General features: G+C 58.3%; 24 protein-coding genes. 5 read left to right on the top strand and 19 right to left on the bottom strand.

Annotated features, from left to right (window positions below):
- Window positions 1-365: 365 nt before the first annotated feature.
- From rlmH to Q0O99_RS09015, 7 genes are read right to left on the bottom strand one after another with little or no spacing between them, the layout of a single operon-like run.
- Window positions 366-833 carry a 23S rRNA (pseudouridine(1915)-N(3))-methyltransferase RlmH gene (gene rlmH / locus Q0O99_RS09045; protein ID WP_293750613.1) on the bottom strand — a complete coding sequence of 156 codons (468 nt, stop codon included), beginning with the start codon at window positions 831-833 and terminating at the stop codon, window positions 366-368.
- A gap of 6 nt (window positions 834-839) precedes the next feature.
- A complete protein-coding gene (rsfS, locus tag Q0O99_RS09040; protein WP_293750612.1) occupies window positions 840-1,622 on the bottom strand; it encodes a ribosome silencing factor in 783 nt (260 codons plus the stop codon).
- Window positions 1,622-2,281, bottom strand: a complete 660-nt coding sequence (nadD, locus tag Q0O99_RS09035) for a nicotinate (nicotinamide) nucleotide adenylyltransferase (protein WP_293750611.1) — start codon at window positions 2,279-2,281, stop codon at window positions 1,622-1,624. Before nadD ends, rsfS begins: the two co-directional genes overlap by 1 nt.
- Complete coding sequence (hemF, locus tag Q0O99_RS09030; RefSeq protein ID WP_293750610.1) at window positions 2,278-3,198, bottom strand: oxygen-dependent coproporphyrinogen oxidase; 921 nt, start codon at window positions 3,196-3,198, stop codon at window positions 2,278-2,280. Before hemF ends, nadD begins: the two co-directional genes overlap by 4 nt.
- Before the next feature lie 24 nt (window positions 3,199-3,222).
- Entirely contained in the window at window positions 3,223-3,876 is a 654-nt protein-coding gene (locus Q0O99_RS09025; protein WP_293750609.1) for a 1-acyl-sn-glycerol-3-phosphate acyltransferase, read from the bottom strand.
- A 15-nt stretch (window positions 3,877-3,891) separates the two neighbouring features.
- On the bottom strand, window positions 3,892-5,172 hold the full coding sequence (gene purD, locus Q0O99_RS09020; protein WP_293750608.1) for a phosphoribosylamine--glycine ligase: 1,281 nt from the start codon (window positions 5,170-5,172) through the stop codon (window positions 3,892-3,894).
- A 9-nt stretch (window positions 5,173-5,181) separates the two neighbouring features.
- Window positions 5,182-5,907 (bottom strand): YebC/PmpR family DNA-binding transcriptional regulator, encoded by a 726-nt coding sequence (locus Q0O99_RS09015; protein ID WP_293750607.1) that lies wholly within the window; start codon window positions 5,905-5,907, stop codon window positions 5,182-5,184.
- Window positions 5,908-5,978: 71 nt separating this feature from the next.
- Here Q0O99_RS09015 and Q0O99_RS09010 point away from each other — a divergent pair, with 71 nt between their 5' ends.
- Complete coding sequence (locus tag Q0O99_RS09010; protein ID WP_293750606.1) at window positions 5,979-7,508, top strand: helicase HerA-like C-terminal domain-containing protein; 1,530 nt, start codon at window positions 5,979-5,981, stop codon at window positions 7,506-7,508.
- 111 nt (window positions 7,509-7,619) lie between these two features.
- Here Q0O99_RS09010 and clpA read toward each other — a convergent pair whose 3' ends face one another.
- Together clpA and clpS are read right to left on the bottom strand one after the other, a co-directional pair.
- Window positions 7,620-9,953, bottom strand: a complete 2,334-nt coding sequence (gene clpA, locus Q0O99_RS09005; RefSeq protein WP_293750605.1) for an ATP-dependent Clp protease ATP-binding subunit ClpA — start codon at window positions 9,951-9,953, stop codon at window positions 7,620-7,622.
- Window positions 9,954-10,013: 60 nt separating this feature from the next.
- Window positions 10,014-10,373, bottom strand: coding sequence for an ATP-dependent Clp protease adapter ClpS (gene clpS, locus Q0O99_RS09000; RefSeq protein ID WP_293750603.1), 360 nt, complete (start codon window positions 10,371-10,373; stop codon window positions 10,014-10,016).
- 159 nt (window positions 10,374-10,532) lie between these two features.
- On the opposite strand from clpS, the gene Q0O99_RS08995 reads away from it, so the two are divergent.
- Window positions 10,533-10,838: a cold-shock protein gene (locus Q0O99_RS08995; protein ID WP_293750602.1), complete on the top strand. Its 306-nt coding sequence runs from the start codon at window positions 10,533-10,535 to the stop codon at window positions 10,836-10,838.
- A 205-nt stretch (window positions 10,839-11,043) separates the two neighbouring features.
- Window positions 11,044-11,568, top strand: coding sequence for a DUF192 domain-containing protein (locus Q0O99_RS08990; protein ID WP_293750600.1), 525 nt, complete (start codon window positions 11,044-11,046; stop codon window positions 11,566-11,568).
- Window positions 11,569-11,571: 3 nt separating this feature from the next.
- Here the strand turns inward: Q0O99_RS08990 and Q0O99_RS08985 are convergent, their stop codons facing one another.
- The 8 genes from Q0O99_RS08985 to thrS all read right to left on the bottom strand — a co-directional run bounded on the left by Q0O99_RS08985 (window position 11,572) and on the right by thrS (window position 19,249).
- The gene (locus tag Q0O99_RS08985; protein ID WP_293750598.1) at window positions 11,572-11,919 is read right to left on the bottom strand and encodes a DUF1840 domain-containing protein; all 348 of its coding nucleotides are present in this window, start codon (window positions 11,917-11,919) and stop codon (window positions 11,572-11,574) included.
- Window positions 11,920-11,940: 21 nt separating this feature from the next.
- Window positions 11,941-12,291 (bottom strand): integration host factor subunit alpha, encoded by a 351-nt coding sequence (locus Q0O99_RS08980; protein WP_293750596.1) that lies wholly within the window; start codon window positions 12,289-12,291, stop codon window positions 11,941-11,943.
- A gap of 9 nt (window positions 12,292-12,300) precedes the next feature.
- A complete protein-coding gene (gene pheT / locus Q0O99_RS08975; RefSeq protein ID WP_293750594.1) occupies window positions 12,301-14,730 on the bottom strand; it encodes a phenylalanine--tRNA ligase subunit beta in 2,430 nt (809 codons plus the stop codon).
- 34 nt (window positions 14,731-14,764) lie between these two features.
- The gene (gene pheS / locus Q0O99_RS08970) at window positions 14,765-15,805 is read right to left on the bottom strand and encodes a phenylalanine--tRNA ligase subunit alpha (protein WP_293750592.1); all 1,041 of its coding nucleotides are present in this window, start codon (window positions 15,803-15,805) and stop codon (window positions 14,765-14,767) included.
- Window positions 15,806-15,916: 111 nt separating this feature from the next.
- Window positions 15,917-16,279 carry a 50S ribosomal protein L20 gene (rplT, locus tag Q0O99_RS08965; protein WP_293750590.1) on the bottom strand — a complete coding sequence of 121 codons (363 nt, stop codon included), beginning with the start codon at window positions 16,277-16,279 and terminating at the stop codon, window positions 15,917-15,919.
- A 25-nt stretch (window positions 16,280-16,304) separates the two neighbouring features.
- Entirely contained in the window at window positions 16,305-16,508 is a 204-nt protein-coding gene (gene rpmI, locus Q0O99_RS08960) for a 50S ribosomal protein L35 (RefSeq protein WP_019428895.1), read from the bottom strand.
- Window positions 16,509-16,644: 136 nt separating this feature from the next.
- Entirely contained in the window at window positions 16,645-17,244 is a 600-nt protein-coding gene (infC, locus tag Q0O99_RS08955) for a translation initiation factor IF-3 (RefSeq protein ID WP_293750617.1), read from the bottom strand.
- 85 nt (window positions 17,245-17,329) lie between these two features.
- Complete coding sequence (gene thrS, locus Q0O99_RS08950; protein ID WP_293750588.1) at window positions 17,330-19,249, bottom strand: threonine--tRNA ligase; 1,920 nt, start codon at window positions 19,247-19,249, stop codon at window positions 17,330-17,332.
- Between the two features lie 260 nt (window positions 19,250-19,509).
- Between thrS and Q0O99_RS08945 the strand changes: the two genes are divergently transcribed.
- Window positions 19,510-21,744, top strand: coding sequence for an NADP-dependent isocitrate dehydrogenase (locus tag Q0O99_RS08945; RefSeq protein WP_293750587.1), 2,235 nt, complete (start codon window positions 19,510-19,512; stop codon window positions 21,742-21,744).
- 158 nt (window positions 21,745-21,902) lie between these two features.
- Here Q0O99_RS08945 and aceA read toward each other — a convergent pair whose 3' ends face one another.
- Complete coding sequence (aceA, locus tag Q0O99_RS08940; protein WP_293750586.1) at window positions 21,903-23,234, bottom strand: isocitrate lyase; 1,332 nt, start codon at window positions 23,232-23,234, stop codon at window positions 21,903-21,905.
- 654 nt (window positions 23,235-23,888) lie between these two features.
- Here aceA and Q0O99_RS08935 point away from each other — a divergent pair.
- Complete coding sequence (locus tag Q0O99_RS08935; RefSeq protein WP_293750616.1) at window positions 23,889-24,314, top strand: SWIB/MDM2 domain-containing protein; 426 nt, start codon at window positions 23,889-23,891, stop codon at window positions 24,312-24,314.
- 98 nt (window positions 24,315-24,412) lie between these two features.
- Here Q0O99_RS08935 and Q0O99_RS08930 read toward each other — a convergent pair whose 3' ends face one another.
- Complete coding sequence (locus tag Q0O99_RS08930) at window positions 24,413-26,113, bottom strand: thiamine pyrophosphate-binding protein (protein ID WP_293750585.1); 1,701 nt, start codon at window positions 26,111-26,113, stop codon at window positions 24,413-24,415.
- Window positions 26,114-26,118 lie beyond the last annotated feature (5 nt).

The following is a 26,118-nucleotide window of genomic DNA, read 5'->3' as shown; positions in this document are numbered from 1 at the left end:
GTGGCCCAAAGGGAGGGGTACTCGCCTCGGTGTTCGAGCACCATGCGGACAGCGCGTTCGCGCACCTCGGGTGAAAAACGGTTTGATTTCTTGCTCATGGCTCCATCTTCTCAAAGTGTGGAGCCTCCTCAAAATCCGGGGCGACTCAGAGTGACCCCAATGACACTTTGATTCGCTTCTCTTAATACCAGCGAATGTAGGCGTCAACGCTCTGGATGAACGTGTTCTTTGTCGGATAACCCAACTGACGGATGGTGACTCCCAGACGCTTGCCTAGCTTCAGATAAAGCCGGACAGCCTTGATTCGATCTTCGTATGAATACATGAACTACCTCCAGGTAGTCCAAATTTTTAGCAGCATCCCCCTATTCGCGGTGGTAAGGGTGGCTGGCGTTGATGGACCAGGCGCGGTAAAGCTGCTCGATGAGCAGCACCCGGGCCATGGCGTGGGGCAAGGTCAGGTCAGACAAGCGGATGCGCTCGTGTGCCGTTTGACGAAATTCGGGATCGAGTCCATCCGGGCCGCCAATCACCAGGGCCACATCGTCGCCTCCGAGCTGCCAGTTGGTCAGCCTTGTGGCCAGGGCTTGGGTGGTCAAGGAGGTGCCCCGCTCGTCGAGCACCACGGTGCGGGTGCCGCGGGGAATAGCCGCTTCGATCCGCTGACGCTCGGCCGCGTAGAGGTTGGGCAGCGTTTTGGAGCCCCGGGGCTCGGTTTTCACGGCCTTGAGCTCGACCTTGAGCTCAGGCGGAAACCGTTTAGCGTAATCGTCCCAAGCGGTCTGCGCCCATTCAGGCACGCGCAGGCCGACCGCAACGATCAGCAGCTTCATGCAGGATCAATCGGCTTTGCGGCGGCTGGCCGCTTGCACCGGCTTGCGGACCGATGACTTTTTGGCAGCAGGCTTGGCGGCAGACTTCGCCGCAGGCTTGCCCACCGTTTTCAGGGTGGGTTTGCTGCTGGAGCTGCTGGGTTTGGCCGCGGATTGGGTGGCTGTTTTGGACACGGGCTTGGCGGTCGTTTTGGAGGCCGATTTGACTGCTGTCTTGGCCGTGGTTTTGGTGGCCGTTTTTGCTGCTGTTTTGCCAGCTGGTTTGGGCGCTGCTTTGGCGGCAGGCTTGCCGGATTTGGCCGGGGCCTTCAAGGCGGGCTTGGCTTTCGCACCAGGCTTGGCCGTGGTAGTTTTGCTGGCGGCTTTTTTGGCCACAGAATTCTTGATATGGCCTTTGACTTCGGCGGTCGCCTCGGGCTTGGGTGCACCAAACTTCAGACGCACCGGTGTTCCGCCCCAGATTTCTTCCAGGTTGTAGTAGGTGCGAATGGTGGGCTGCATGACGTGCACCACGGCTGGGCCGCAATCGACAATGATCCACTCGCCGTTGTCTTCGCCCTCCATACGGGGTTTGCCAAAGCCGGCGTTTCGCACTTTGTCACGCACGCTGGCGGCCAAAGCTTTGGTCTGGCGGTTGGAGGTACCCGAGGCAATGATGACCCGCTCAAACAAGGAGGAAAGGTGCTCGGTGTCAAACACCTGGATCTCTTGGGCCTTGACGTCCTCGAGTGCGTCCACAATGGTTCGTTGGAGTTTTTGAATGTCTTTTTTGGCTGCGTTATCGGTCATCAATGGGGCCTGTAAAGGTGGTGTTCATGAATATAGCGCTCTACAGCGGGGGGAACCAAGCCTGTCAGGGCCTGCTCTGTGGCCGCCAGCATACGGATGTCCGTGGCACTGTGGGGCATCAGCGGCATGTCCAGAGTGCGAATGCGCGCTTGAAGCGTGTCAGAAAGGGGGGGGCTTGTGGGTGCCGTGCCTGGTTCTTCGTTCCAAGCACGCACGGCCAACTCACGGCCTGCGGCGCAGATTATAGCGATGCGCCCGATTTCACCGATTTGGTGCCAGGAGGTCAAGGACCGCCGCTGGTCTTCACCAATGAGCAAGAACAGCTGCGCCTGCGGGTATTCGGCATGCAGTTCATGCAAGGTGTCCACCGTGTAGCTGGGACCGGATCGGCCTATTTCGCGCTCGTCCACCACCACGGATGGCAAATCCGCAAAGGCCAGTCGGGTCATGGCCACGCGGTTGGCGGCATCAGACAACTGACGCGGTTTGTGCCAAGCATCGCCCGTGGGCAACACACGCACTTGCTGGAGTTGCAACTGCACGATGGCCGCCTCCACCAAGGCCACATGCGCCAGGTGCGGTGGATCAAAAGCCCCACCAAAAACACCCAGACGCTGTATGCCAGCCTTGGCGTTCGGCAGCGCAGTCGGCAGGTTCAAACCCAGTCCTTGGGAACCAGAAAATGACTGAGCAAGCGCGATTCGGGCGATCCCGGCGGATCCTGGCGCTGATAAGACCAGCGAACTTCAGGCGGCATGGACAGCAAGATCGATTCGGTGCGTCCGCCCGATTGCAAACCGAAATGCGTGCCCCGATCCCAGACCAGGTTGAACTCGACATAGCGGCCCCGGCGGTAGAGCTGAAAGTCGCGCTCACCCGCGCCATAAGGCATGTCTTTGCGGCGAAGCACGATCGGCATGTAGGCCGTCAGCAGTGAATCACCCACGCTTTGCAGCATGGCAAAGCTCTGCGCCATGCCCAGCTCGGAAAAGTCGTCAAAGAAAATGCCGCCCACACCGCGTTGCTCATGGCGGTGCTTGTTGCAAAAATAGTCATCACACCAGGTCTTGAAGCGAGGATGTAAACCCTCGCCAAACGGGCTCAACGCGTCCTTGCAAGTCTGGTGAAAATGCACCGCGTCTTCGTCAAAGCCGTAGTAAGGTGTCAGGTCCATGCCACCGCCAAACCAGGCCACGGGCGCCCTGCCCTCAGGTTTGGCCGCGATCATGCGCACGTTCATGTGCACTGTGGGCACATAGGGGTTGCGCGGGTGGAACACCAGGGACATGCCCATGGCTTCAAAAGCCGATCCCGTCAGCTCGGGGCGGTGCTGGGTGGCCGAGGGCGGCAACTGCGACCCGGTCACATGCGAAAAACCACACCCGGCCCGCTCGAACACCGGTCCGCCCTCCAAAATCTGGGTGATGCCATTGCCCTGAAGTTTTTCACCGGGCTCTTTTTGCCAAACATCGGTCAAGAAAGGGGTGCCATCCAAGTCCGTCAAGGCCCCGGTGATGCGGGCCTGCAGGCCCAGCAGGTAGTTTTTGACGGTGCCGAGTTCGAAACTGGTGCTCATGGTGGAGACAGACGTTGTAGGGTTTCAGGAAAGGGTCGTGGTCTCTGGCGGGGACGGCTGAACGGCCTGAACAGGGCGCCACGGGATGATGGGCCCCATCTGGTGCACATGCAAGCCCGTCACCCCTGCATAGACTTGGGCCATGTGAGCGTAATCTTGCTCGACATGGCCCGTCAGATCGTAAAAATCGACCACACCGAAACGGCGCCGCCCCCAGTCCAGCTTGACCAAGGCCAAGGGCACTTGCGCCCCGAGGGCCAGTTGGTAAAAACCGCTGCGCCAGCCCGGTGTATGGCTGCGTGTGCCCTCGGGCGCCAACCCAAGCCAGAGAAATTGGTCGTTTTGCTTGTGCTGCTCAAAAACATGCACCATCTGACCGACCACGCCCTTTGACGAGCTGCGGTCAATCGGGATGCCGCCCAACCACCGAAGCCAGGCTCCGACCAATGGAAACTTGAACAACGAGGCCTTGCCCCAAAAATGCACCGGAACGCCCAGTGCCCATTTGGCCAGCATGCCGATCGGAAAATCCCAATTGCTGGTGTGCGGATAGAAAACAGCCACGCCCTGACGGGTCGGAAACCCCCCAAAGTCCACATGCCAACCCAGCAGTTTCAAAACCCATCGGGCCAAGGGGGAGCCCTTGAAGGTCACGGGGTGGTCGGGCGGACTGCGCATGGTGGAAGTGTGGCTTCAGTTTTTGATGGCGCGGTAACCGATGTCCTGGCGCATCTGCATGCCGTCAAAGGCTATCAGGCTGGCGGTTTGGTAGGCCTTTTGCTGGGCCTGTTTAACCGAATCAGCCAGCGCCGTGACGCACAGCACACGCCCGCCAGAGGTCAGGATTTGACCGTCTTTTTCGATGGTGCCCGCATGGAACACCATGGCATCGTTCTGGTCCTTGGGCAGGCCGGTGATGACATCGCCCTTGCGCGGGTTGAGTGGGTAACCCGCTGCAGCCATGACCACGCCCAAAGCCACGCGCCGGTCCCATTCCATTTCCAAATGATTCAGAGCCTCGCCGGTCGCCGCCAACAGCACCTCCAAAAAATCAGACTTCAGGCGCATCAGGATGGGTTGGGTTTCGGGGTCGCCCATACGACAGTTGAATTCCAGGGTCTTGATGCGGCCCTGCGGGTCGATCATCAGACCTGCGTACAAGAAGCCGGTGTAGGTGATGCCGTCTTGTTCCATGCCCCGGATGGTGGGCAAGATGACCTCGCGCATGGCGCGGGCGTGTACCTCGGCCGTGACCACGGGGGCGGGTGAATACGCCCCCATGCCGCCCGTGTTGGGGCCTTCGTCGCCGTCTTGCAGTCGTTTGTGGTCTTGACTGGTGGCCAGGGCCGCCACGTTCTTGCCATCGCACAGCACCATGAAGCTGGCTTCTTCGCCCTGCAAAAATTCCTCAATCACCACGCGCGCGCCGCCAGCGTTGTGCGCCACGCCCAAGCTGTTGTCCAGCAGCATGAAGTCGATCGCCTCATGGGCCTCGGCCAGCGTCATGGCCACCACCACGCCTTTGCCCGCCGCCAGGCCGTCGGCCTTGACCACGATAGGTGCGCCTTGGCGGTCCACGTAGGCATGTGCCAGGGCAGCCTCGGTGAAGGTCTCAAATGCGGCCGTGGGGATGCCGTGGCGCTGCATGAATGCCTTGGAAAAAGCCTTGGAACTTTCCAACTGAGCGGCGACCCGGGTGGGGCCGAAAATCCGCAAGCCATGGGCGCGAAAGTCGTCCACAATGCCCGCTGCCAAGGGCGCCTCTGGCCCCACCAAAGTCAGACCGATGCCATGCTCCAAGGCCCACTGGCGCAGCAGCGCCAAGTCGGTGATCGGCACATTGACGAGGTTTTTGTCTTGGGCTGTGCCCCCGTTGCCTGGTGCCACATAAACCTGCTGAAGTTTGGGTGATTGCGCCAATTTCCAGGCCATGGCGTGCTCACGACCACCATTGCCGACGATCAATACTTTCATCCAACTTCCTTAATCTTCAAATTCAGCGTTGTGGAATACATTTTGTACATCGTCCAAGTCTTCCAATATATCCAATAATTTTTGCATTTTGGCCGCCTCATCGCCGGACAAAGACACTGAATTTTCAGAACGCCAGGTGACTTCGGAGATCTCGGCCACCAGTCCAGCGGCCTCCAACGCGTTTTTCACAGCCTCAAAATCAGCGGGCAAGGTCACGACCTCGATCGCGCCTTCCGGGTCGGTGAGCACGTCTTCGGCACCCGCTTCCAAAGCCACTTCCATGACCTGATCCTCCGAAGTGCCGGGTGCAAAAATCAGTTGGCCGCAGTGTTTGAATTGGAACGCCACCGAGCCCTCGGTGCCCAGGTTGCCGCCGTGCTTGCTCAGCGCATGGCGCATTTCGGCCACGGTGCGCACCCGGTTGTCGGTCATGGTGTCCACGATGATGGCCGCGCCGCCGATGCCGTAGCCCTCGTATCGGATTTCCTCGTACGTCACCCCCTCCAGATTGCCGGTGGCTTTGTCGACGTTGCGCTTGATGGTATCGGCCGGCATATTGGCCGCTTTGGCCTTTTCGATGGCCAGGCGCAGGCGGGGATTGGCGCTGACGTCGCCGCCGCCCGTGCGGGCCGCGACCATGATTTCACGCACCACGCGAGTCCAGATCCGTTGGCGCTTTTCGTCTTGCCGCCCCTTGCGGTGCTGAATATTTGCCCATTTACTGTGGCCAGCCATAGGAAATTCCTCGAATGTTGATTTAATCTAGAGGCTTGATTTTACTTTTCACTCCAGGGAGGAGATTTCCGATGGCTGAACCCATGTTGATTGCTCAAAATGCCCAAGCACAGTGTCACCTGCTGCCGGGTCTGGCCAACCGCCATGGCTTGATCACCGGGGCCACTGGCACCGGCAAAACCGTGACCTTGCAAACCCTGGCCGAAAACTTTTCGCGGATGGGCGTGCCGGTCTTCATGGCCGACGTCAAAGGTGACCTGACCGGGGTCAGCCAAGCGGGCAAGATCGGCGACAAGCTGGCCGCTGTGCTGAAAGACCGGGGGCTATCGCTGCCGGAGCCCTTGGCCTGCCCCACCACGTTGTGGGACGTTTTTGGCGAACAAGGCCACCCGGTGCGCGCCACCCTGTCGGACATGGGCCCCTTGCTGCTGACCCGCATGTTGGGCCTGAACGAAACGCAAGCCGGGGTGCTGAACCTGGTGTTCAAGATCGCCGACGACAACGGCTTGCTGCTGCTGGACATGAAAGACCTGCGGGCCATGCTGCAGTACGTAGGGGACAACGCCAAACAGTTCACCACCGAATACGGCAACATCAGCGCCGCCAGCGTCGGCGCCATCCAGCGCGGCTTGGTGCAAATCGAGACCCAGGGCGGCGACCAGTTCTTTGGCGAGCCCATGCTCAACATCGAAGACTTCATGCAGACCGACGCGCAAGGCCTGGGGGTGGTGAACATCCTTGCGGCCGACAAGCTGATGAATTCGCCGCGCCTTTACGCCACCTTTTTGCTGTGGATGCTGTCGGAGTTGTTCGAGGTTCTGCCCGAGATCGGCGACCCGGATAAGCCCAAGCTGGTGTTCTTTTTTGACGAGGCGCATTTGCTATTCAAGGACGCGCCTGCGGTCTTGGTCGAGCGCATCGAACTGGTGGTGCGTCTGGTGCGCTCCAAAGGCGTTGGGGTGTACTTCGTCACGCAAAACCCGCTGGACATCCCCGACAGCGTGCTGGGCCAGTTGGGCAACCGGGTGCAGCATGCCCTGCGCGCGTACACCCCGCGTGATCAAAAAGCCGTGAAATCCACCGCCCAAACCATGCGCCCCAAGGCAGGACTGGACATCGAGGCCGCCATCACCGAGCTGGCCGTAGGCGAGGCCCTGGTGAGCTTTCTGGACGCCAAGGGCCGCCCTTGCGAGACCGAGCGGGTCTTTGTGCTGCCCCCGGGCAGCCAACTCGGCCCCATCACGCCCGCCCAGCGCCAGTCGTTGATTCAGGGCTCTTTGGTGGCCGGCGTTTACGAACAAGCCCTGGACCGGGAGTCGGCTTACGAAAAAATCAAGGGCCAGGCCACTGCTGCCGGTCAAGCTCCAACCGCCCACCCTTTGCCAGGGCAAACTGCAACTTCGACCGAACCGGCCGGCGGTGGCCTGATGGGTGGGCTGTCTGACATGCTGTTTGGCAGCTCAGGCCCGCGCGGTGGGCAACGCGATGGGGTGGCCCAGTTGGTGGTCAAAAGTGCCGTGCGCACGGTGGGCTCGGCCATTGGCAGGGAAATCGTGCGCGGCGTGCTTGGCAACTTGCTAGGAAGTGGCCGGCGCAGGTAACCACAAGCCAACCGCCGACAAGCCAACCAGCTTCGGCCCACAAAAAAGGCCCCGAAGGGCCTTTTTTGTGAACCCGTATCTGAAAAAGGGGCCAGGAAGCGGGTACGGGTCTTAATCGGCCGTCGCTTCTTCTGGCTCGGTAGGCTCCGAGCGCGAAGCACGGCTTTCCTTTTTCGGGTTGGGCGTGATGTCCAGTAAGACCTCGTCCTTGTCGTCCATGTCCACCGTCAGGCGGCCACCCTCAGTCAGACGCCCAAACAGCAACTCGTCGGCCAAAGCCTTGCGGATCGTGTCCTGGATCAGGCGCTGCATCGGACGCGCGCCCATGAGCGGATCGAAGCCCTTCTTGCCCAAGAACTTGCGCAAGGCGTCGGTGAAGTTAACGTCCACCTTTTTCTCGCCCAACTGGGTTTCCAGTTGCAGCAGGAATTTATCCACCACGCGCAGGATGATCTGTTCGTCTAACGGTTTGAAGCTGACCATGGCGTCCAGGCGGTTGCGGAACTCTGGCGTGAAGAGGCGCTTGATGTCGGCCATTTCATCGCCTGCCGCGCGGGGGTTGGTGAAACCAATGGTGGCCTTGTTCATGGTCTCGGCCCCCGCGTTGGTGGTCATGATGATGATCACATTGCGGAAATCGGCCTTGCGCCCGTTGTTGTCGGTCAAAGTGCCGTGGTCCATCACCTGCAGCAGCACGTTGAAGATGTCCGGATGGGCTTTTTCGATCTCATCGAGCAAGAGCACGCAATGGGGCTTCTTGGTCACCGCCTCAGTCAACAAGCCGCCCTGGTCAAAGCCCACATAGCCGGGGGGCGCGCCGATCAGGCGGCTGACGGCGTGGCGCTCCATGTACTCGGACATGTCAAAGCGAATGAGCTCAATGCCCATGATGTAAGCCAGTTGCTTGGCCGCCTCGGTCTTGCCCACGCCCGTGGGGCCCGAGAACAGGAACGAGCCAATCGGCTTGTCGGTCTTGCCCAGGCCCGAGCGGGCCATCTTGACTGCAGAGGCCAGCACTTCGATGGCTTTGTCCTGACCAAACACCACCGATTTGAGGTCACGCTCGATGGTCTGCAACTTGCTGCGGTCGTCGTTGGACACGTTGGCCGGTGGGATTCGGGCGATCTTGGCGACGATGTCCTCAATTTCGGCCTTGCCAATCGTCTTTTTGCGCTTGGAGGCCACCTGGATGCGCTGGGCCGCACCAGCTTCGTCGATCACGTCAATCGCCTTGTCGGGCAACTGGCGGTCGTTGATGAACTTGGCCGACAACTCAGCGGCAGCCTGCAACGCCGCGTTGGTGTACTTGACGCTGTGGTGGTCTTCAAAACGGCTTTTGAGGCCTTTGAGGATGTCCACCGTCTCGGACACCGTGGGCTCGACCACGTCCACTTTCTGGAAGCGACGCGACAAAGCAGCGTCTTTTTCAAAGATGCCTCGGTATTCGGTGAAGGTGGTCGCGCCGATGCACTTGAGCTGGCCACTGGAGAGGGCTGGCTTGAGCAAGTTGGAGGCGTCCAGGGTGCCGCCCGAGGCCGCACCCGCACCGATCAGGGTGTGGATTTCGTCAATGAAAAGAATACCGTTGGGTTTTTCCTTGAGCGACTTGAGCACGCCCTTGAGCCGCTGTTCAAAGTCACCCCGGTACTTGGTGCCTGCGAGCAGCGCACCCATGTCAAGCGAGTACACCGTGGCTTCGGCCAAGATGTCGGGCACAGTGCCCTGCGTGATGCGCCAGGCCAAGCCCTCGGCAATCGCGGTTTTACCCACACCGGCTTCGCCCACCAGCAGCGGGTTGTTTTTGCGGCGGCGGCACAAAATTTGGATCGTGCGCTCGACTTCGTATTCACGGCCAATCAGGGGATCGATCTTGCCTTCTTTGGCCGCCTGATTGAGGTTGTTGGTGAACTGCTCCAGGGGCGAGGCTTTTTCGTTGCGCTCACCACCGCTGGCCTCCTCGGTTTCGGCGCTTGCGGGCGCATCGGATTTGGCCGCCTCGGGCGGATCGGTCTTGCGAATGCCGTGGGCAATGAAATTGACCACGTCCAAACGCGTGATGCCCTGCTGGTGCAGGTAATACACGGCGTGCGAGTCTTTTTCGCCAAAAATAGCCACAAGCACGTTGGCACCGGTGACCTCCTTTTTGCCGTTGCCGGTGGATTGCACATGCATGATGGCGCGCTGGATCACGCGTTGGAACCCCAATGTGGGTTGCGTGTCAACCTCTTCCGCACCGGCGACCTGCGGGGTGTTGTCCTTGATGAAATTGCTCAAGGCTTTGCGCAAATCATCGATGTTGGCCGCACATGCTCGCAGCACTTCGGCCGCACTGGGGTTGTCCAACAGGGCCAGCAGCAAGTGCTCCACCGTGATGAATTCATGGCGCTGCTGACGAGCTTCAACAAAGGCCATGTGCAAGCTGACTTCCAATTCTTGGGCAATCATGTGATTTCCTTATGCCTTGCTGAGTAAATGAGATGGTTGGGAGGTGGGGGGCATACCGACTTATTCAATGGGTTCACTGACACATTGCAGCGGGTGACCGGCCTGTTTGGCTGCGTCCAGAACCTGATCGACCTTGGTGGCGGCCACGTCGCGTGAGTAAACACCGCATACGCCTTTGCCGTCCAAGTGGATTTTGAGCATGATTTGGGTGGCCGCTTCGCGGTCTTTGCTGAAAAACTCCTGGATCACCATCACCACGAATTCCATCGGGGTGAAGTCGTCGTTGAGCATCGCCACCTGGTACATCTGGGGCGGTTCTATTTTCTGCGCACGTCTTTCGAGGACCACGGCGTCGCCGCCATCGGGCGCTCGCGGGGTCACGGTCGGCAGCGTGGGTTGGGAAGGTTTTTTCGTTGCCATGATTTCATTCTATCGATGCTTTCAAGCCCTTTGAGCACGGGGCTTGAAAAGTCTTGGCTCCCTGCGGCACAAATGCTGCACCCCGGGAAAACCTCACATTGACAAATTCGCTTTGAATTACTCAAACTGAGCCCTCTAATAAAAATACGGAGACATCGTATGCCCAGTGGGACGGTCAAATGGTTCAACGATGCCAAAGGTTTTGGTTTCATTCAACCCGACGGCGGCGGCGCTGACGCCTTTGTCCATTTCTCGGCCATCCAAATGGAGGGCTTCAAAAGCCTCAAGGAAGGCCAGCGCGTCGATTTCGAGCTGACCCAGGGCGCCAAGGGCCTGATGGCCGCGAACATCCAGGCCACGTCACAGGCCTTGTCGTCGACTGAGAGGCCCTCAGACAGCGCTTTGGCCAGCCAGGGTGAGCCCGACGCGGCGCACGGCCAATTCTCAAGCAACCGCACCCCTTGAAGTGCTGAAAATCGGCGCTCGCGTGGCTTTGGGCCTTGAGGTTTGGCGTTGGGGACGGTCTGCCTCCTGCTGTTGCCGAGTTCGGGAAGGCCTGAGCCGACATATGCCGGTTTTTTGCACGGGATGTGAACGCCCCCTGCACGGCGCCACGCTGGCCAGGGGTTATCCTTGGGGCTTGCTTATTTACTGCTTGTTCACCCCAACCATGACTGCCCTTTTTTTAACGCCTTATCGCTCTTTTTGCTACATGGCACGGGATTTTTTCAGGCTCAGCGTTGCCCTCTGGATCGGCTGCAGCCTGCTGCTGGGCGGATCACTGGCATACGCCCAGTCAAACCCCGGGCCACAATTGGGCCTGGCCCGTACGCAACTGACGGTCGGCATGCACCGCCTGGATGTTCAATTGGCCCAAACCCCCGAGCAGCGCCAGACTGGTCTGATGTGGCGCAAGGACATGCCGGTGCATGAGGGCATGCTGTTCGTGTTCGAACAAGCGACCACCCAATGCTTTTGGATGCGCAACACCCTGATTCCTTTGACCGCTGCTTTTGTCGAAGACGATGGCACCATCGTCAACTTGGCCGACATGCAGCCGCAAAGCGATGACTCGCATTGCTCCAGCAAACCCGTGCGCTTTGTGCTGGAGATGAACCAAGGCTGGTTTGCCAAGCGACAAATCAAGCCCGGCGCCAAACTCGGTGGCGCCGTGTTCAGCAAGCGGCCATCCTGAGGGTCAAACGCCCCAGACCATGTCGGCCGGGTCCGCCACGCAGTGCTTGAGCATCTTGAGCATGGGGCTCGCCCGTTGCGCGAGACGCACCGGGTTCAGGGCCTCGCCAAAGGCGTGTTGCGGGCTGTCTTTGGGCGCCAAAGCTTTTTGCGCCTCCTGGCTGCGCTGCAAACGAGCCGCCTCGTCCTGGGCCACAGCCGACTCCAGCTTGGCAATGGCCGCTGGCAGGTCCTTCACCAAAATGATGCCTTTGACAGGGTCGTGACCCAACATGATGTGCAGCAGCCGGCGGGCATCGGGCTCGAGCATGATGAGGTCGCTGGTCACTTGGGATTTGAACTTGAACAACATGGGCACTCCAATCGGAATAATTCAGCGACCCACCGTCTCCACACCCTCGTCGTCAACGGCATCGCCCTGAATCAAGGCCTTGAGTTTATGGCTGGCATGGAAGGTCGCGACACGACGTGCATCAATCGGGATCAATTCTCCAGTGCGCGGGTTGCGCCCGGGACGTGCTGCCTTGGTGCGGATCTGGAAATTACCGAAACCGGAAATCTTCACATCGTCACGCGCAATCAGGCTGTCCACCACCAGGTCAAAGAAGGCATCGACCATGTCCTTGGACTCGCGCTTGTTCAAGCCGATCTGTTCGAACAACAAATCGGCCAGATGCGCCTTGGTCAGGGCCGGTGTTTCCAGAGATTCAAAACTAATTTGCATGGCACACCCTCAGCTGCGTAAACGCGCTGAAACTCGCTCTGACAGGCTGGCCATGACGGCACCCATGGCGGCTTCGATCTGGGCATCGGTCAAGGTGGCCTCGTCGCTGTGCAAGCTCAAACGCACCGCCAGACTTTTCTCGCCCACTGCCAAACCGCCAGCCGCATCCATCTTGGGGCGGTAAACATCGAACAGCACCGCATGGCGCAGCAAACCCTCAGTCGCGGCGCTGTGGATGGCCTGCATCAACTGGGCATGGGTGACCTGCTCGCGCACGATCACGGCGATGTCGCGCTCCACCGCTTGCAGTTTGGCGACGGGCTTGGCCACGGGCACGCTGCGCTGGCTGACCGCATTCAGGTCCAGCTCGAACACCACAGGCGCGTGCGGCAAGTCCCAGGCCTGACGCCAGCGCGGGTGCAATTCACCCACATGACCGATCACATGGCCATTGAGCAGCACCTGGGCTGCGCGGCCGGGGTGCAAAGCGGGGTGTTCGGAGGTCACAAATCCGGCTTGAGCCGGGGCCAGCAAACGCTCGACATCGGCTTTGACGTCAAAGAAATCCACCAGACGCGACTTGCCGGTCCAATTCAGCGGCTCCAAGGGGCCCCAGGCCATGCCTGAAACTTTCATGGGCTGGTCGAAACCTTCTACGGTGGTGTCGTTGCTTTGCACGGCGGCATTGCGCAAAAACACGCGCCCCAGCTCGAACACGCGCACGCGGTCGGCCTTGCGGTCGACATTGAACTTCACGACTTGCAGCAGCGAGCCGATCAGGCTGGAGCGCATGACACTCATCTGGCTGGCAATCGGGTTGAGCAGCCGGACCGGGTGGGCGTTGCCCGCCAGATCACGCTCCCAGCTTTCTTCGACAAAGCTGTAGTTGATGGTTTCCTGGTAACCCAGTGCCGCCATGACGCGTCGCACGGTCGACGGGCTGCGCTCGTTATCAGGGCGCACCTTGGCCGTGATGGGGGCCAGCGGTGGGTTCGTGGGCAGGTTGTTGTAGCCCACCATGCGGGCCACTTCTTCGATCAGGTCTTCTTCGATCTGCAAATCGAACCGGAAGCTGGGCGGCGTGACGGTGACGGTGCCCTCGCCTTCAGCGACTTGCAAACCCAAACTGCGCAGCACATCGGCGCACTGCTGCTGCGTGAGCGGCATGCCAATCACCTTGACCGCACGGGCCACGCGCAGCGTGACAGGCGTGATCGCTGGCACGTTCAGGATCTGATCGTCAACGGGGCCGACTTGGGTCTCGGGTGTGCCGCAAATGTCCAGCACCAACTGGGTGATGCGCTCAATGTGCTCCACCGTCAGTTGCGGGTCCACACCACGTTCAAACCGGTGACCGGCATCGGTTGAAAAGTTGAAGCGGCGCGAACGGCCCGCGATGGACGTGGGCCACCAGAAAGCGGCTTCGATGTAGATATTTTGCGTGTCGTCGGACACGGCGGTGGCATGGCCACCCATGATGCCCGCCAGCGATTCGACCTCGCGGTCATCGGCGATCACGCCGACCTTGTCGTCCACGGTCACGGTGTTGCCGTTGAGCAACTTGAGCGTTTCGCCAGGCTGGCCCCAACGCACCTTCAGGCTACCGTGGATTTTGTCGAGGTCAAAAATGTGCGAAGGCCGACCGAACTCGAACATCACGTAGTTGGAGATGTCCACCAGCGGGCTCACGCTGCGCTGGCCGCAACGGGCCAGGCGATCGACCATCCACTGCGGGGTTTGGGCCTGGGTGTTCACACCCTTGACCACACGACCGCTGAAGCGCCCGCACAGGTCGGTGGCCTGTACCTTCACCCCCAGCTTGTCGCTGACCTGTGTGGCCACTGGTGTGAAAATCGGGGCCTTTAAAGGCGCGCCGGTCAGGGCCGACACTTCGCGGGCGATGCCATAAATGCTCAAGCAGTGCGCCAAATTGGGCGTCAACTTGAGCGTCATCAGGGTGTCGTCCAAGTTCAAGTACTGGCGAATGTTCTGACCCAAAGGAGCGTCAGCGGGTAACTCCAGCAGGCCGCCGTGGTCATCGGCAATCTGCAACTCTTTGGCCGAGCACAGCATGCCCTGGCTTTCAACGCCGCGCAGCTTACCGACCTTGATCACAAAAGGTTTGCCATCTTCGCCTGGAGGCAATTCGGCACCCACCATGGCGCAAGGCACGCGGATGCCCACACGGGCATTGGGGGCTCCGCACACGATGTTGAGCAAAGCGCCCTGCCCCACGTCCACCTGGCACACGCGCAGGCGGTCGGCGTTCGGGTGTTGCACGGCTTCCTTGATTTCACCGACCACGATGTGCTTGAACGGCGGGGCCACGGGCTCGAGTTCTTCCACTTCAAGGCCAGCCATGGTCAGGGTGTCGGCCAGTTGCTGGGTGCTAAGGGACGGGTTGCAGAACTCGCGCAACCAGGATTCGGGAAATTGCATGGCTCGTGTCTCGTGTATCGGACTTGGGAGGTAATTACTGGAACTGGCTCAGGAAGCGCACATCGCCGTCAAAGAACAGGCGCAAGTCGTTCACGCCGTAGCGCAGCATGGTAAAACGGTCCATGCCCATGCCAAAGGCAAAACCAATGAAGTGCTCAGGGTCCAGGCCCATGTTGCGCACCACGCTGGGGTGCACCTGACCGGAGCCGCCCACCTCGAGCCAGCGACCGGCCAGCGGGCCGCTCTGGAACTGGATGTCGATCTCGGCGCTGGGTTCGGTGAAGGGGAAAAAGCTGGGACGAAAGCGCAAAATCAAGTCATCGCTTTCGAAAAAGGTGCGGCAGAAATCGGTGACCACGACCTTCAAGTCCTTGAAGCTCACATTCTCGCCAATCCACAGGCCTTCGCATTGGTGGAACATGGGCGAATGGGTGGCATCGCTGTCCACACGGTAAGTGCGGCCTGGGGCAATGACACGGATTTCGGGCATCCCTTGACCCGCGTCGAGTTGGTTCTTGTAGCGTTTGACGTGCTGCACTGCATGACGGATCTGCATCGGGCTGGTGTGCGTGCGCAGCAAATGACCGCCTTCCACATAGAAGGTGTCGTGCATGGAGCGGGCTGGGTGGTCTTCGGGCGTGTTGAGCGCGGTGAAGTTGAACCAGTCGGTCTCGATCTCGGGGCCCTGTGCCACTTCGAAACCCATGGAGCCAAAAATCTGTTCGACCCGCTCAAGTGTCAGCGAGACAGGATGCAAACCACCCCCCGCATTGGCGCTGCGTCCTGGCAGCGTCACATCGAGCGCTTCGGCTTTGAGCTGCGCTTGCAACTCGGCATCGGCCAACGCCTGGCGGCTCTCGTTCAGCGCGGCCTCGATCGCTTGCTTGGCGCTGTTGATGGCAGCTCCTCGGGTTTTCTTGCCCTCCACGCTCAGCGCGGCCATGCCCTTCATCAGCTCGGTCAAGCGACCGGACTTGCCCAAAAACAGGGCCTTGGCGTTTTCGAGGTCAGCAGGTGTCAGTGCCTGCGCAAAACTCTGGCGGGCAGATTCGACCAGGGTGTCCAGCTCGTTCATGGTGGGAATTTCGTAGATAACAAATTAAAAAAGGGATTGAAGCTTTTGTGAGCCTCAATCCCTTTGATCGAGTGCGTGACACAGGCCTAAAGGCCCATGCCACTCATGAACTCAAGCTGCGGCCAGTTTGGCTTTGACTTGGGTCACGATGCCAGCAAAAGCGGACTTGTCATGCACGGCGATGTCCGCCAGCATCTTACGGTCGATTTCGATGGCAGCCTTCTTCAGGCCGTTGGCGAACTGGCTGTAGGTCAGACCGCATTCACGCGCAGCGGCGTTGATACGGGCAATCCACAACTGACGGAACACACGCTTTTTGGTGCGGCGGTCACGGTAGGCATACTGGCCAGCCTTCATCACCGCTTGTTTGGCGATACGGAAGACATTGCCGCGGCGGCCGCGGAAACCTTTTGCAAGGGCCAAAACTTTCTTGTGACGGGCGCGTGCCGTTACACCACGTTTAACGCGAGGCATATATGTTCTCCTTGTTCGTCAGTAGTTACAGGCCAGCCATCGGCAGCATCTGAGCGATGTGACCCATGTTGGTCTCATGCACAGCCACTGCACCGCGAAGGTGGCGCTTGTTTTTGGTGGTCTTCTTGGTCAGGATGTGACGTTTGAAGGCTTGGCCGCGTTTAACGGTTCCACCGGGACGAACACGGAAGCGCTTTTTGGCGCTGCTTTTGGTCTTCATCTTGGGCATATTCATGCTCCTTTCATTGTGCTCGTGAGGCGTCTGCAAAAAATTTGCAGCCTTGTTGGCCCCGAGCCACTTTTAACAAAAGCCGCCCGAAGGCCGCTTTTGATTCAACCAGCCCTAAAGCCGGTCAAATTCTTTGTCAAGCCGATTCCGCCGGTACAGACGCATCAGACGACTTACCACCGGCCACAGGCTTTTTACGACCTGGTGCGATCATCATGATCATCTGGCGACCTTCCAGTTTGGGAAACTGCTCAACAATGATGGTGTCAGCCAGATCATCGCGAATTCGATTGAGTAGCGCCAAACCCAACTCCTGGTGGGTGATTTCACGACCACGGAAACGCAAAGTGATTTTGCACTTGTCACCGTCGGTCAAAAACCGGCGAATGTTGCGCATCTTGATGTTGTAGTCGCCGTCGTCCGTGCCCGGGCGGAACTTGACTTCCTTGATGTCAATGACCGTTTGCTTGGCTTTGGCTTCTGCCGCACGCTTTTGCTCTTGGTACTTGAACTTGCCGTAGTCCATCAGACGGCACACGGGAGGGCTGGCGGTGGCGGCAATTTCAACCAGGTCCACATCCATTTCACCGGCAAGGCGCAGGGCCTCTGAAAGTGACAAAATGCCCATGGGCTCATTTTCAGGGCCGGAAACACGGACTTCTGGGGCCATGATTTCACGGTTCAAACGGTGTTTACGTTCTTCGCGTTGGCGACGATCACGAAATTCGGTAGCGATGACTCAATCCTTTACGGAAAAAACTGCAAAAAGCAGCCTATCCATCTTTGTGCCCACGGGCCAAAGCTTGTGGCGAAACTCACCTTCAGGCTTTAGAAGCGATGTCGGCAGCAATGCGTTCAATGAACGCATCGATCGACATCACACCGAGGTCTTTGTTACCCCGGGCGCGCACAGCGACGGTACCTGCTGCCTTTTCCTTATCGCCAGCGACAAGAATGTAAGGCAGCTTTTGCAACGAATGCTCACGTATTTTATACGTGATTTTTTCGTTGCGCAGGTCCGTTTGAACCCTAAGGCCTTGATTTGACACCGATTTTTGCAGTTTTGCAGCGATTTCACGACAGTAATCAGACTGAGCATCGGTGATGTTCAGCACAGAAACCTGGATGGGGGCCAGCCAAGTGGGCAACGCCCCGGCATGCTGCTCGACCAAAATACCGATGAAACGCTCCATACTGCCCACGATGGCGCGGTGAAGGATCACCGGCCTATGGCGCGAACCGTCTTCGGCCACGTACTCCGCATCCAAGCGCTCAGACAAATTAAAGTCAACCTGGATCGTGCCGCACTGCCATTCACGGCCGATGGCGTCTTTCAGGGTGTATTCAATCTTGGGGCCGTAAAAAGCACCATCGCCTTGCGAAATCACGAAATCGCAACCGGAATGGCGCAGGCTGTCCATCAGTGCTTTTTCGGCCTTGTCCCACAGCTCGTCCGAGCCGATTCGGGCAGCCGGTCTCGTCGACACTTTGTAGAGGATGTCGCTGAAGCCAAAATCGGCGTACACATTCTTGAGCACCTGGGTGAAGGTGTCGCACTCGGGCAGGATCTGGTCCTCGGTGCAAAAAATATGGCCATCATCCTGCGTGAAGCCTCGCACGCGCATGATGCCGTGCAAACCACCGGAGGGCTCATTGCGATGACACTGACCGAACTCGCCGTAGCGAAGCGGCAGATCGCGGTAGCTCTTGAGGCCTTGCTTGAAAATCAGGATGTGCCCCGGGCAGTTCATCGGCTTTAGCGCGTAATCGCGCTTTTCCGACTCGGTGGTGAACATGTTGTCGCGGTATTTGTCCCAGTGGCCCGTTTTTTCCCACAGGGTTTTGTCCAAAATCTGTGGGCCTTTGACTTCGAGGTAGCCGCTGTCCCGGTAGACCTGACGCATATACTGCTCCACGGCCTGCCAGACGGTCCAACCCTTGGGGTGCCAGAACACCAAACCAGGGGCGTGCTCATCGATGTGGAACAAATCGAGCTCGCGGCCCAACTTGCGGTGGTCACGTTTTTCGGCTTCTTCCAGGCGCAACAAGTACTGCTGCAAGTCTTCCTTGCTGGACCAAGCGGTGCCATACACGCGCTGCAGCATCTCGTTTTTGCTGTCACCACGCCAGTACGCGCCGGCGACCTTCATGAGTTTGAAGTGTTTAAGCTTGCCGGTGCTGGGCACGTGCGGACCGCGGCACAGGTCTTCGAAATCGCCTTCGCGGTACAGGCTGACCGCTTGGTCGGCCGGAATGCTGCCGATGATTTCGGCTTTGTAATGCTCACCGATGGCCTTGAAGTGGGCCACCGCCTCATCGCGTGGCAGCTCACGACGCAACACGGGCTCGTCTTTGGCGGCCAGCTCGGTCATGCGCTTTTCGATCGCCACCAAGTCATCGGGCGTGAAGGGGCGACTGTAGGAAAAGTCGTAATAAAACCCGTTTTCAATGACGGGCCCGATCGTGACTTGCGCCTCAGGAAACAAGGCCTTGACCGAATAGGCCAACAAGTGAGCCGTGGAATGACGGATCAATTCCAGGCCTTCAGGGTCCTTGGCGGTCACGATGGCCAACTGGGAATTGGAGGACATGCTGAAGCTGGTGTCGACCAGTTGACCATTGACCTTGCCACCCAAGGCCGCCTTGGCCAAGCCAGCACCAATGGAGGCGGCCACCTCGGCCACGGTGACCGGGCCGGGAAATTCGCGCAATGAACCGTCAGGAAGCGTGATCTGAACCATGGAATTGAATGCAAAAACGCGGTCAATGACCGCGCCAAATTAGGGGAGAGGCGTCAACAAAGATTCATTTTCCCACAAATCAAAGCGCCGACAGGCTTGCTGGCCCTGGCGTTGGGCTAGGCTGGCGTAAAAGCACCGCAGCAGATCGCTCTGACTTAAAAACCTTGGATGAAGTTGCTCATTTGTCAGGCGAATGTCGGCAGGCTTGGTTTAAGATGGTAGCTTCCTTTTTCATCCTGTAAAAACACACCACGATGACCATGCCTGAAGCACGCACCAAAATCATTTACACCCTGACGGATGAAGCGCCTCTGTTGGCCACCGCAGCCTTCTTGCCCATCGTTCGCACCTTCACGCAACCGGCAGGTATTGAAGTTGAAACCAGCGACATCTCGCTGGCTGGCCGCATTCTGGGGGAGTTTTCCGATCACCTGAAGGCGGATCAAAAAGTCCCTGACAACCTGGCCGAGCTGGGCCGACTGACGCTGCGCGCCGACACCAACATCATCAAGCTGCCCAACATCAGCGCCTCGGTGGGACAACTCACAGCCGCCATCAAAGAACTGCAGTCCAAGGGTTACGCACTGCCCGACTATCCGGACGCCCCTAAAAACGACGAAGAAAAGGCCCTCAAGACGCGCTATGCCAAATGCATTGGATCGGCAGTGAACCCGGTTCTGCGCGAAGGCAACTCGGACCGCCGAGCACCCAAGGCCGTCAAGGAATTTGCCCGCAAGAACCCGCACAGCATGGCCGAATGGAGCCAGGCCTCACGCTCGCACGTCTCGCACATGCACGCGGGCGACTTCTATCATGGAGAAAAGTCCATCACGCTGGACCGCGCCCGTGAAGTGAAGATGGAGCTGATCACTCAAAACGGCAAAACCATCGTCCTCAAGCCCAAAGTGGCTTTGCTCGACCGTGAAGTCATTGACAGCATGTACATGAGCAAAAAGGCGCTGCTCGAGTTCTATGAAAAAGAAATCGAAGACGCCCACCAGACGGGTGTGATGTTCTCTCTGCACGTCAAGGCCACAATGATGAAGGTCTCCCATCCCATCGTTTTCGGCCACTGCGTGAAGATTTTCTACAAGGACGCGTTTACCAAGCACGGTGCTTTGTTCAAGGAATTGGGGGTGAATGTGAACAATGGCATGGCCGACTTGTATGCCAAAGTGGCCACCTTACCCCAGTCCAAACAAGACGAAATCAAACGCGATCTCCACGCTTGCCATGAAGGTCGCCCCGAGCTGGCCATGGTTGACTCGGCCAAGGGCATCACCAACTTCCATTCACCGAATGACGTGATCGTGGACGCTTCCATGCCCGCCATGATCCGCAACGGCGGCAAAATGTGGGGTGCCGATGGTCGCTTGAAAGACGTCAAGGCTGTGATGCCCGAGTCGACGTTTGCCCGTATCTACATGGAGATGATCAACTTCTGCAAATGGCACGGCGCGTTCGACCCCAAGACCATGGGCACCGTGCCCAACGTGGGCCTGATGGCGCAACAAGCCGAAGAGTACGGCTCGCACGACAAGACCTTTGAAATTCAAGAAGACGGCGTCGCCAACATCACCGACATCAACACGGGCGAAGTGTTGTTGTCGGAAAACGTGGAAGTTGGTGACATTTGGCGCATGTGCCAAACCAAAGATGCGGCGATCCGCGACTGGGTCAAGCTGGCCGTGACACGTGCCCGCAACTCCGGCATGCCCGTGGTGTTCTGGCTCGACCAGTACCGCCCACACGAAGCTCAGCTGATCACCAAGGTCAAGATGTACCTGCACGAGCACAACACAGCGGGTCTTGAAATTCAAATCATGAGCCAGGTGCGAGCGATGCGCTACACATTGGAGCGCGTGGTACGCGGCTTCGACACCATCAGTGCCACAGGCAACATCTTGCGCGACTACCTGACCGACCTGTTCCCGATCATGGAACTGGGCACCTCGGCCAAGATGCTGTCCATCGTGCCTTTGATGGCGGGCGGCGGGATGTACGAAACCGGTGCGGGCGGCTCGGCCCCCAAGCATGTGCAACAGCTGGTAGAAGAAAACCACCTGCGCTGGGACTCGCTGGGTGAATTCCTGGCCTTGGCCGTTTCACTGGAAGACCTGGGCCTCAAGCGAGGCAACAAAAAAGCCGTTATTTTGGCCAAAACCCTGGATGCGGCCACCGGCAAATTGTTGGACAACAACAAAAATCCTTCCCCCAAGACAGGTCAGCTGGACAACCGGGGCAGCCAGTTTTACCTGGCCATGTATTGGGCGCAGGAGTTGGCCGCGCAAACGGACGATCTGGCTTTGCAAAGCAAATTTGCACCGCTGGCCCAAACTTTGACCGAACAAGAAAAGAAAATCGTGACCGAATTCAATGCCGTTCAGGGCCGTGCGGTGGACATCGGGGGCTATTTTTTCCCGTCGCAAGACAAGCTCAAAGCCATCATGTGCCCAAGCGTCACTTTCAATGCAGCTTTGGCGGCGGCTGCCTGAAGCCAGCTGAAGCCAGCGCCCCAAGCGCGAAAGTTCAAAGCCACCCTCAGGGGTGGCTTTTTCATGAATTGTTCTGACACACCGAAAAAAGCCACCTGACACTCTCGCATCGGGAGGCTTTTTGTTTCATGCGCCCTTTCAGACGCCTTTCAAACAGCTCAGTGGAACTGCTCTTCTTCGGTCGAGCCGGACAGTGCTTTGACTGAAGACGAACCGCCCTGAATCACGGTGGTCACGTCGTCAAAATAACCGGCGCCGACTTCTTGCTGGTGTGACACGAAGGTGTAACCTTTGTCGCGTGCTGCAAATTCTGGCTCTTGCACCATGTTGACATAGTGCTTCATGCCTTCGCCGTTGGCGTAAGCGTGGGCAAACTGGAATGTGTTGTACCAGTTGATGTGGATACCGGCCAGTGTGATGAACTGGTACTTGTAACCCAAAGCCGACAGGTCTTCCTGGAAAGAAGCAATCTGGTTGTCGTTGAGGTTTTTCTTCCAGTTGAACGATGGCGAGCAGTTGTACGACAGAAGTTTGCCAGGGCAGGCAGCGTGCACCGCTTGGGCAAATTCACGGGCGAAACCAATGTCTGGCACACCCGTTTCGCACCACACCAAGTCGGCGTAGGGGGCGTAAGCCACGCCGCGGCTGATGGCTTGCTCCAGACCGTTCTTGACACGGTAGAAGCCTTCTTGAGTGCGCTCACCGGTCAAGAACGGTTTGTCGTTGGCGTCGTGGTCAGAAGTGATCAAGTTGGCGGCTTCAGCGTCGGTGCGGGCCAACACGATGGTGGATACGCCCATGACGTCAGCGGCGAAACGTGCAGAGATCAACTTCTCGCAAGCTTCATGCGTGGGCACCAACACTTTGCCACCCATGTGACCGCACTTTTTCACGGCCGCCAGTTGATCTTCGAAGTGCACACCCGCCGCGCCAGAGGCGATCATGTTCTTCATCAATTCGAAGGCGTTCAGCACACCACCGAAACCGGCTTCTGCATCGGCCACGATGGGCAAGAAGTAATCGATGAATTCCTTGGAGCCTGGCTCGACACCACGGCCCCACTGGATTTCATCGGCCCGTTTGAAGGTGTTGTTGATGCGGCGGACCATGGTGGGCACAGAGTCGTACGCGTACAGTGACTGATCGGGGTACATGGTCTCTGATGTGTTGCCGTCAGCGGCAACTTGCCAACCCGACAGGTACACCGCCTCCAGGCCCGCCTTGGCTTGTTGCATAGCCTGACCGGCAGAAATCGCGCCAAATGCGTTGACGTAGCCTTTCTTGGCGCCGCCGTTGACCTTTTCCCAGAGCTTCTCAGCGCCGCGCTTGGCCAAAGTGTGCTCGATGGGCATACTGCCGCGCAGGCGCACAACGTCGGCAGCGGAATAACCGCGCTTGACGCCTTTCCAGCGCGGGTTATTCGCCCAGTCTTTTTCAAGGGCAGCGATTTGCTGTCCACGGCTGAGTTGTTGAGTGATGTCTGCTGGCATGGGAAACTCCTGTGGTCAAGTTGAAAACATGTAATGGATCAGCGGGATCTGCCCGGTCGTTGCTTTGATCTTAACTCTTATATAAGACCATATTTTATCTTATGTCTTATAGAAGACATATTTTTTTATGTTATAGATCAATAGCTTACGCAATGATTTTTTCAATATGAAATTTTGAGTCATTATTCGAAATGGCCTGACAAAATCTATTGACGCAATTTATCGCGATATGAAAATCAAGTACGGCTCATGAAACGTCCCGCAAACAATACGATCGACAAACAACCCGAACAGCCTTCAACAGCGAGAACGCGGATTGCCACTCCACTCAATTCTGAGTGCACAGCTTCAATTCATGACGGACTGCGTCATGATTCCTCGACCAGCAAAAAGAGGAAAAAACCGCCAAATGCCCCCACTCTGTGAATCTAAGCCGCACCCCCAAGCCTTGGATGCCCAACAAATGGCATAAAACAGCGTGCAGAAAGTTGCCAAGACCCACAAAAGCAAAACAACGAGGGTAAAACAGCAACAACATCAAGGGAAAAATGATTTTTATGCTTGGAAAGTGCCACTTTCTCCATTAGCATCCTATTAGCTGTAAACACACCGTTTCTCAGCGGCGAACCAACTTCCGACCAAAGGAATTTCATCATGGCAACTGCGAAAAAAACCCCGGCCAAAAAAGCTGCAGCACCCGCTAAAAAAGCAGCACCGGCAGCCAAGGCTGCTCCCGCTAAAAAAGCGGCTGCTCCCGCCAAAAAAGCGGCTGCACCTGCTAAGAAGGTGGCCGCCAAGGCCCCCGCTAAAAAGGCAACTCCTGCAACCAAGCGCACACCCAACCCCGCCTTCATGAAAGCACTGACCCCCAGTGCCGCTCTGGCTGCCGTGGTGGGCGCTGCTCCTCTGCCACGCACCGAAGTGGTCAGCAAAATGTGGGTCTACATCAAGAAACACAAGCTGCAAGACAGCGTGAACCGTCGCGCCATCAACGCCGATGACAAGCTCAAGGCAGTTTTCGGCAAAGCGCAAGTCACCATGTTCGAAATGGCTGGCCTGATCGGCAAGCACCTGAAGTAATTCAGTCGCTTGAACCTCAAAAAAAACCCGCCTCGGCGGGTTTTTTTGTAGACCAACATACAGATCGCCCAGGCCGCACGAACTTGCTAACTTGGCAATCAAGTGGGTACTTGGCGGGTCAAAGCGGCTTGTGTGATCGCACTCAAAGTCCCGCGTGTAGAGATCACCTCAGGATCGAGCATGACCTCAATGAGTGTGCCCTGAGGACGGGCCAATGCAGCCAACAGCGCCGGCTCAAAGGCTTCGGTCTCCTCGATGCGCAGGCCCACGTACCCATAAGCCTCCGCCAAAGCGGCAAAGTCGGGGTTTTGCAGCTTAGAGCCCGTCACATGATTGGGGTATTCGCGCTCTTGGTGCATGCGGATGGTGCCGTACATGCCGTTGTTCAGCAACACAATGATGCTTTTGCCCCCGTGCTGCACCGCCGTGGCCAACTCTTGGCCGTTCATTAAAAAGTCGCCATCACCAGCGATGGTGAAAGCCAAGCGCCCGGTCAACAAGTTGGCCGCAATGCCGGCAGGCACGCCATAACCCATGGCCCCCACCGTGGGGGCCAACTGGGTTTTATGGCCCTTGACCAGGCCGTGGTGCTTGTAAAAACGGTGCATCCAGCTGGCAAAGTTACCCGCACCATTGGTCAACACGGCGTCCGCTGGCAAATGCTTTTGCAATGTAGCCACGATGGCTGGCATGTCAATGGTGCCGGGCAATGCCTGGGGCTTGAGGTTGTCCAGATAATCGGCCTGCGCGCCATGCGTCCAATCGCTCCAAGGCAGCTCGGTGGGCGCACTCAAGACTTCAAGGCTGCGGGCGGCCGCGTTCATGGTGGCGTGAATGGCCAAATCGGCTTGGTAGACCCGGTTGAGCTCTTCGGCACTGGCATGGATGTGGACCAATTTTTGAGTTGTTTTAGGGGCCTGCAGCAAGGTGTAGCCCCCGGTGGTCATTTCACCCAAGCGTGGGCCAATGGCCACGATCAGATCGGCATCGCGAACGCGTTGCGCCAAGCCAGGACCAATGCCAATGCCCACATCACCGGCATACAGCGGGTGGTGATTGTCAAACGTGTCCTGAAAGCGGAAGGCATTGGTCACAGGCAGCTGCCAGTTTTCGGCAAAGCGTTGCAGGGCTTGGGCGGCTTGCGTTGTCCAGCCACCGCCACCTGCGATGACCAAGGGCTTGCGGGCCGCCAGCAGCATGTCGCGCAGGCTGCGCAAGGCCCCTGGGTCGCTCCAAGCCTGAACAGGCTCCACGCGGCCCAAAGCTTGCGTCTTCACGGGCTGGGTCAGCATGTCTTCGGGCAACACCAAGACCACCGGGCCGGGCCTGCCGTTCATGGCGGTGGCAAAAGCGCGGGCCACATATTCGGGCAAGCGCTCAGGGTCGTCCACGCGCTCCACCCGCTTGGCCATGCCTTTGGTCGATGGGCCAAAAAAGTGGGTGTAGTCCATTTCCTGGAAGGCTTCGCGGTCGCGGGTGTCGCTGGCCACATCGCCGACAAACAACACCATGGGCGTGGAGTCTTGAAACGCGGTGTGAACGCCGATCGACGCGTTGGTGGCCCCAGGGCCACGCGTGACGAAACAGATCCCGGGCCGACCCGTGAGCTTGCCTTGGGCTTCGGCCATGAAGGCGGCCCCACCCTCTTGGCGGCAGGTTACGAAAGTGAGTTGGTCACGGTACAGGTGAAAGCCATCGAGCACCGCCAGGTAACTCTCTCCGGGCACCCCGAAAGCATGGGTGACGCCTTGGGCCAGAAGGCATTCAACAAGCAGGTGGCCAGCAATTTTTGAAGTCATTCCCC

The sequence above is a fragment of the Limnohabitans sp. Rim8 genome (genome assembly GCF_945901735.1).
Classification (GTDB): Bacteria; Pseudomonadota; Gammaproteobacteria; order Burkholderiales; family Burkholderiaceae_C; genus Limnohabitans_A.
Note: the sequence above shows the minus strand (reverse complement) of the source record. Positions and strands in the feature narration are given on the sequence as shown.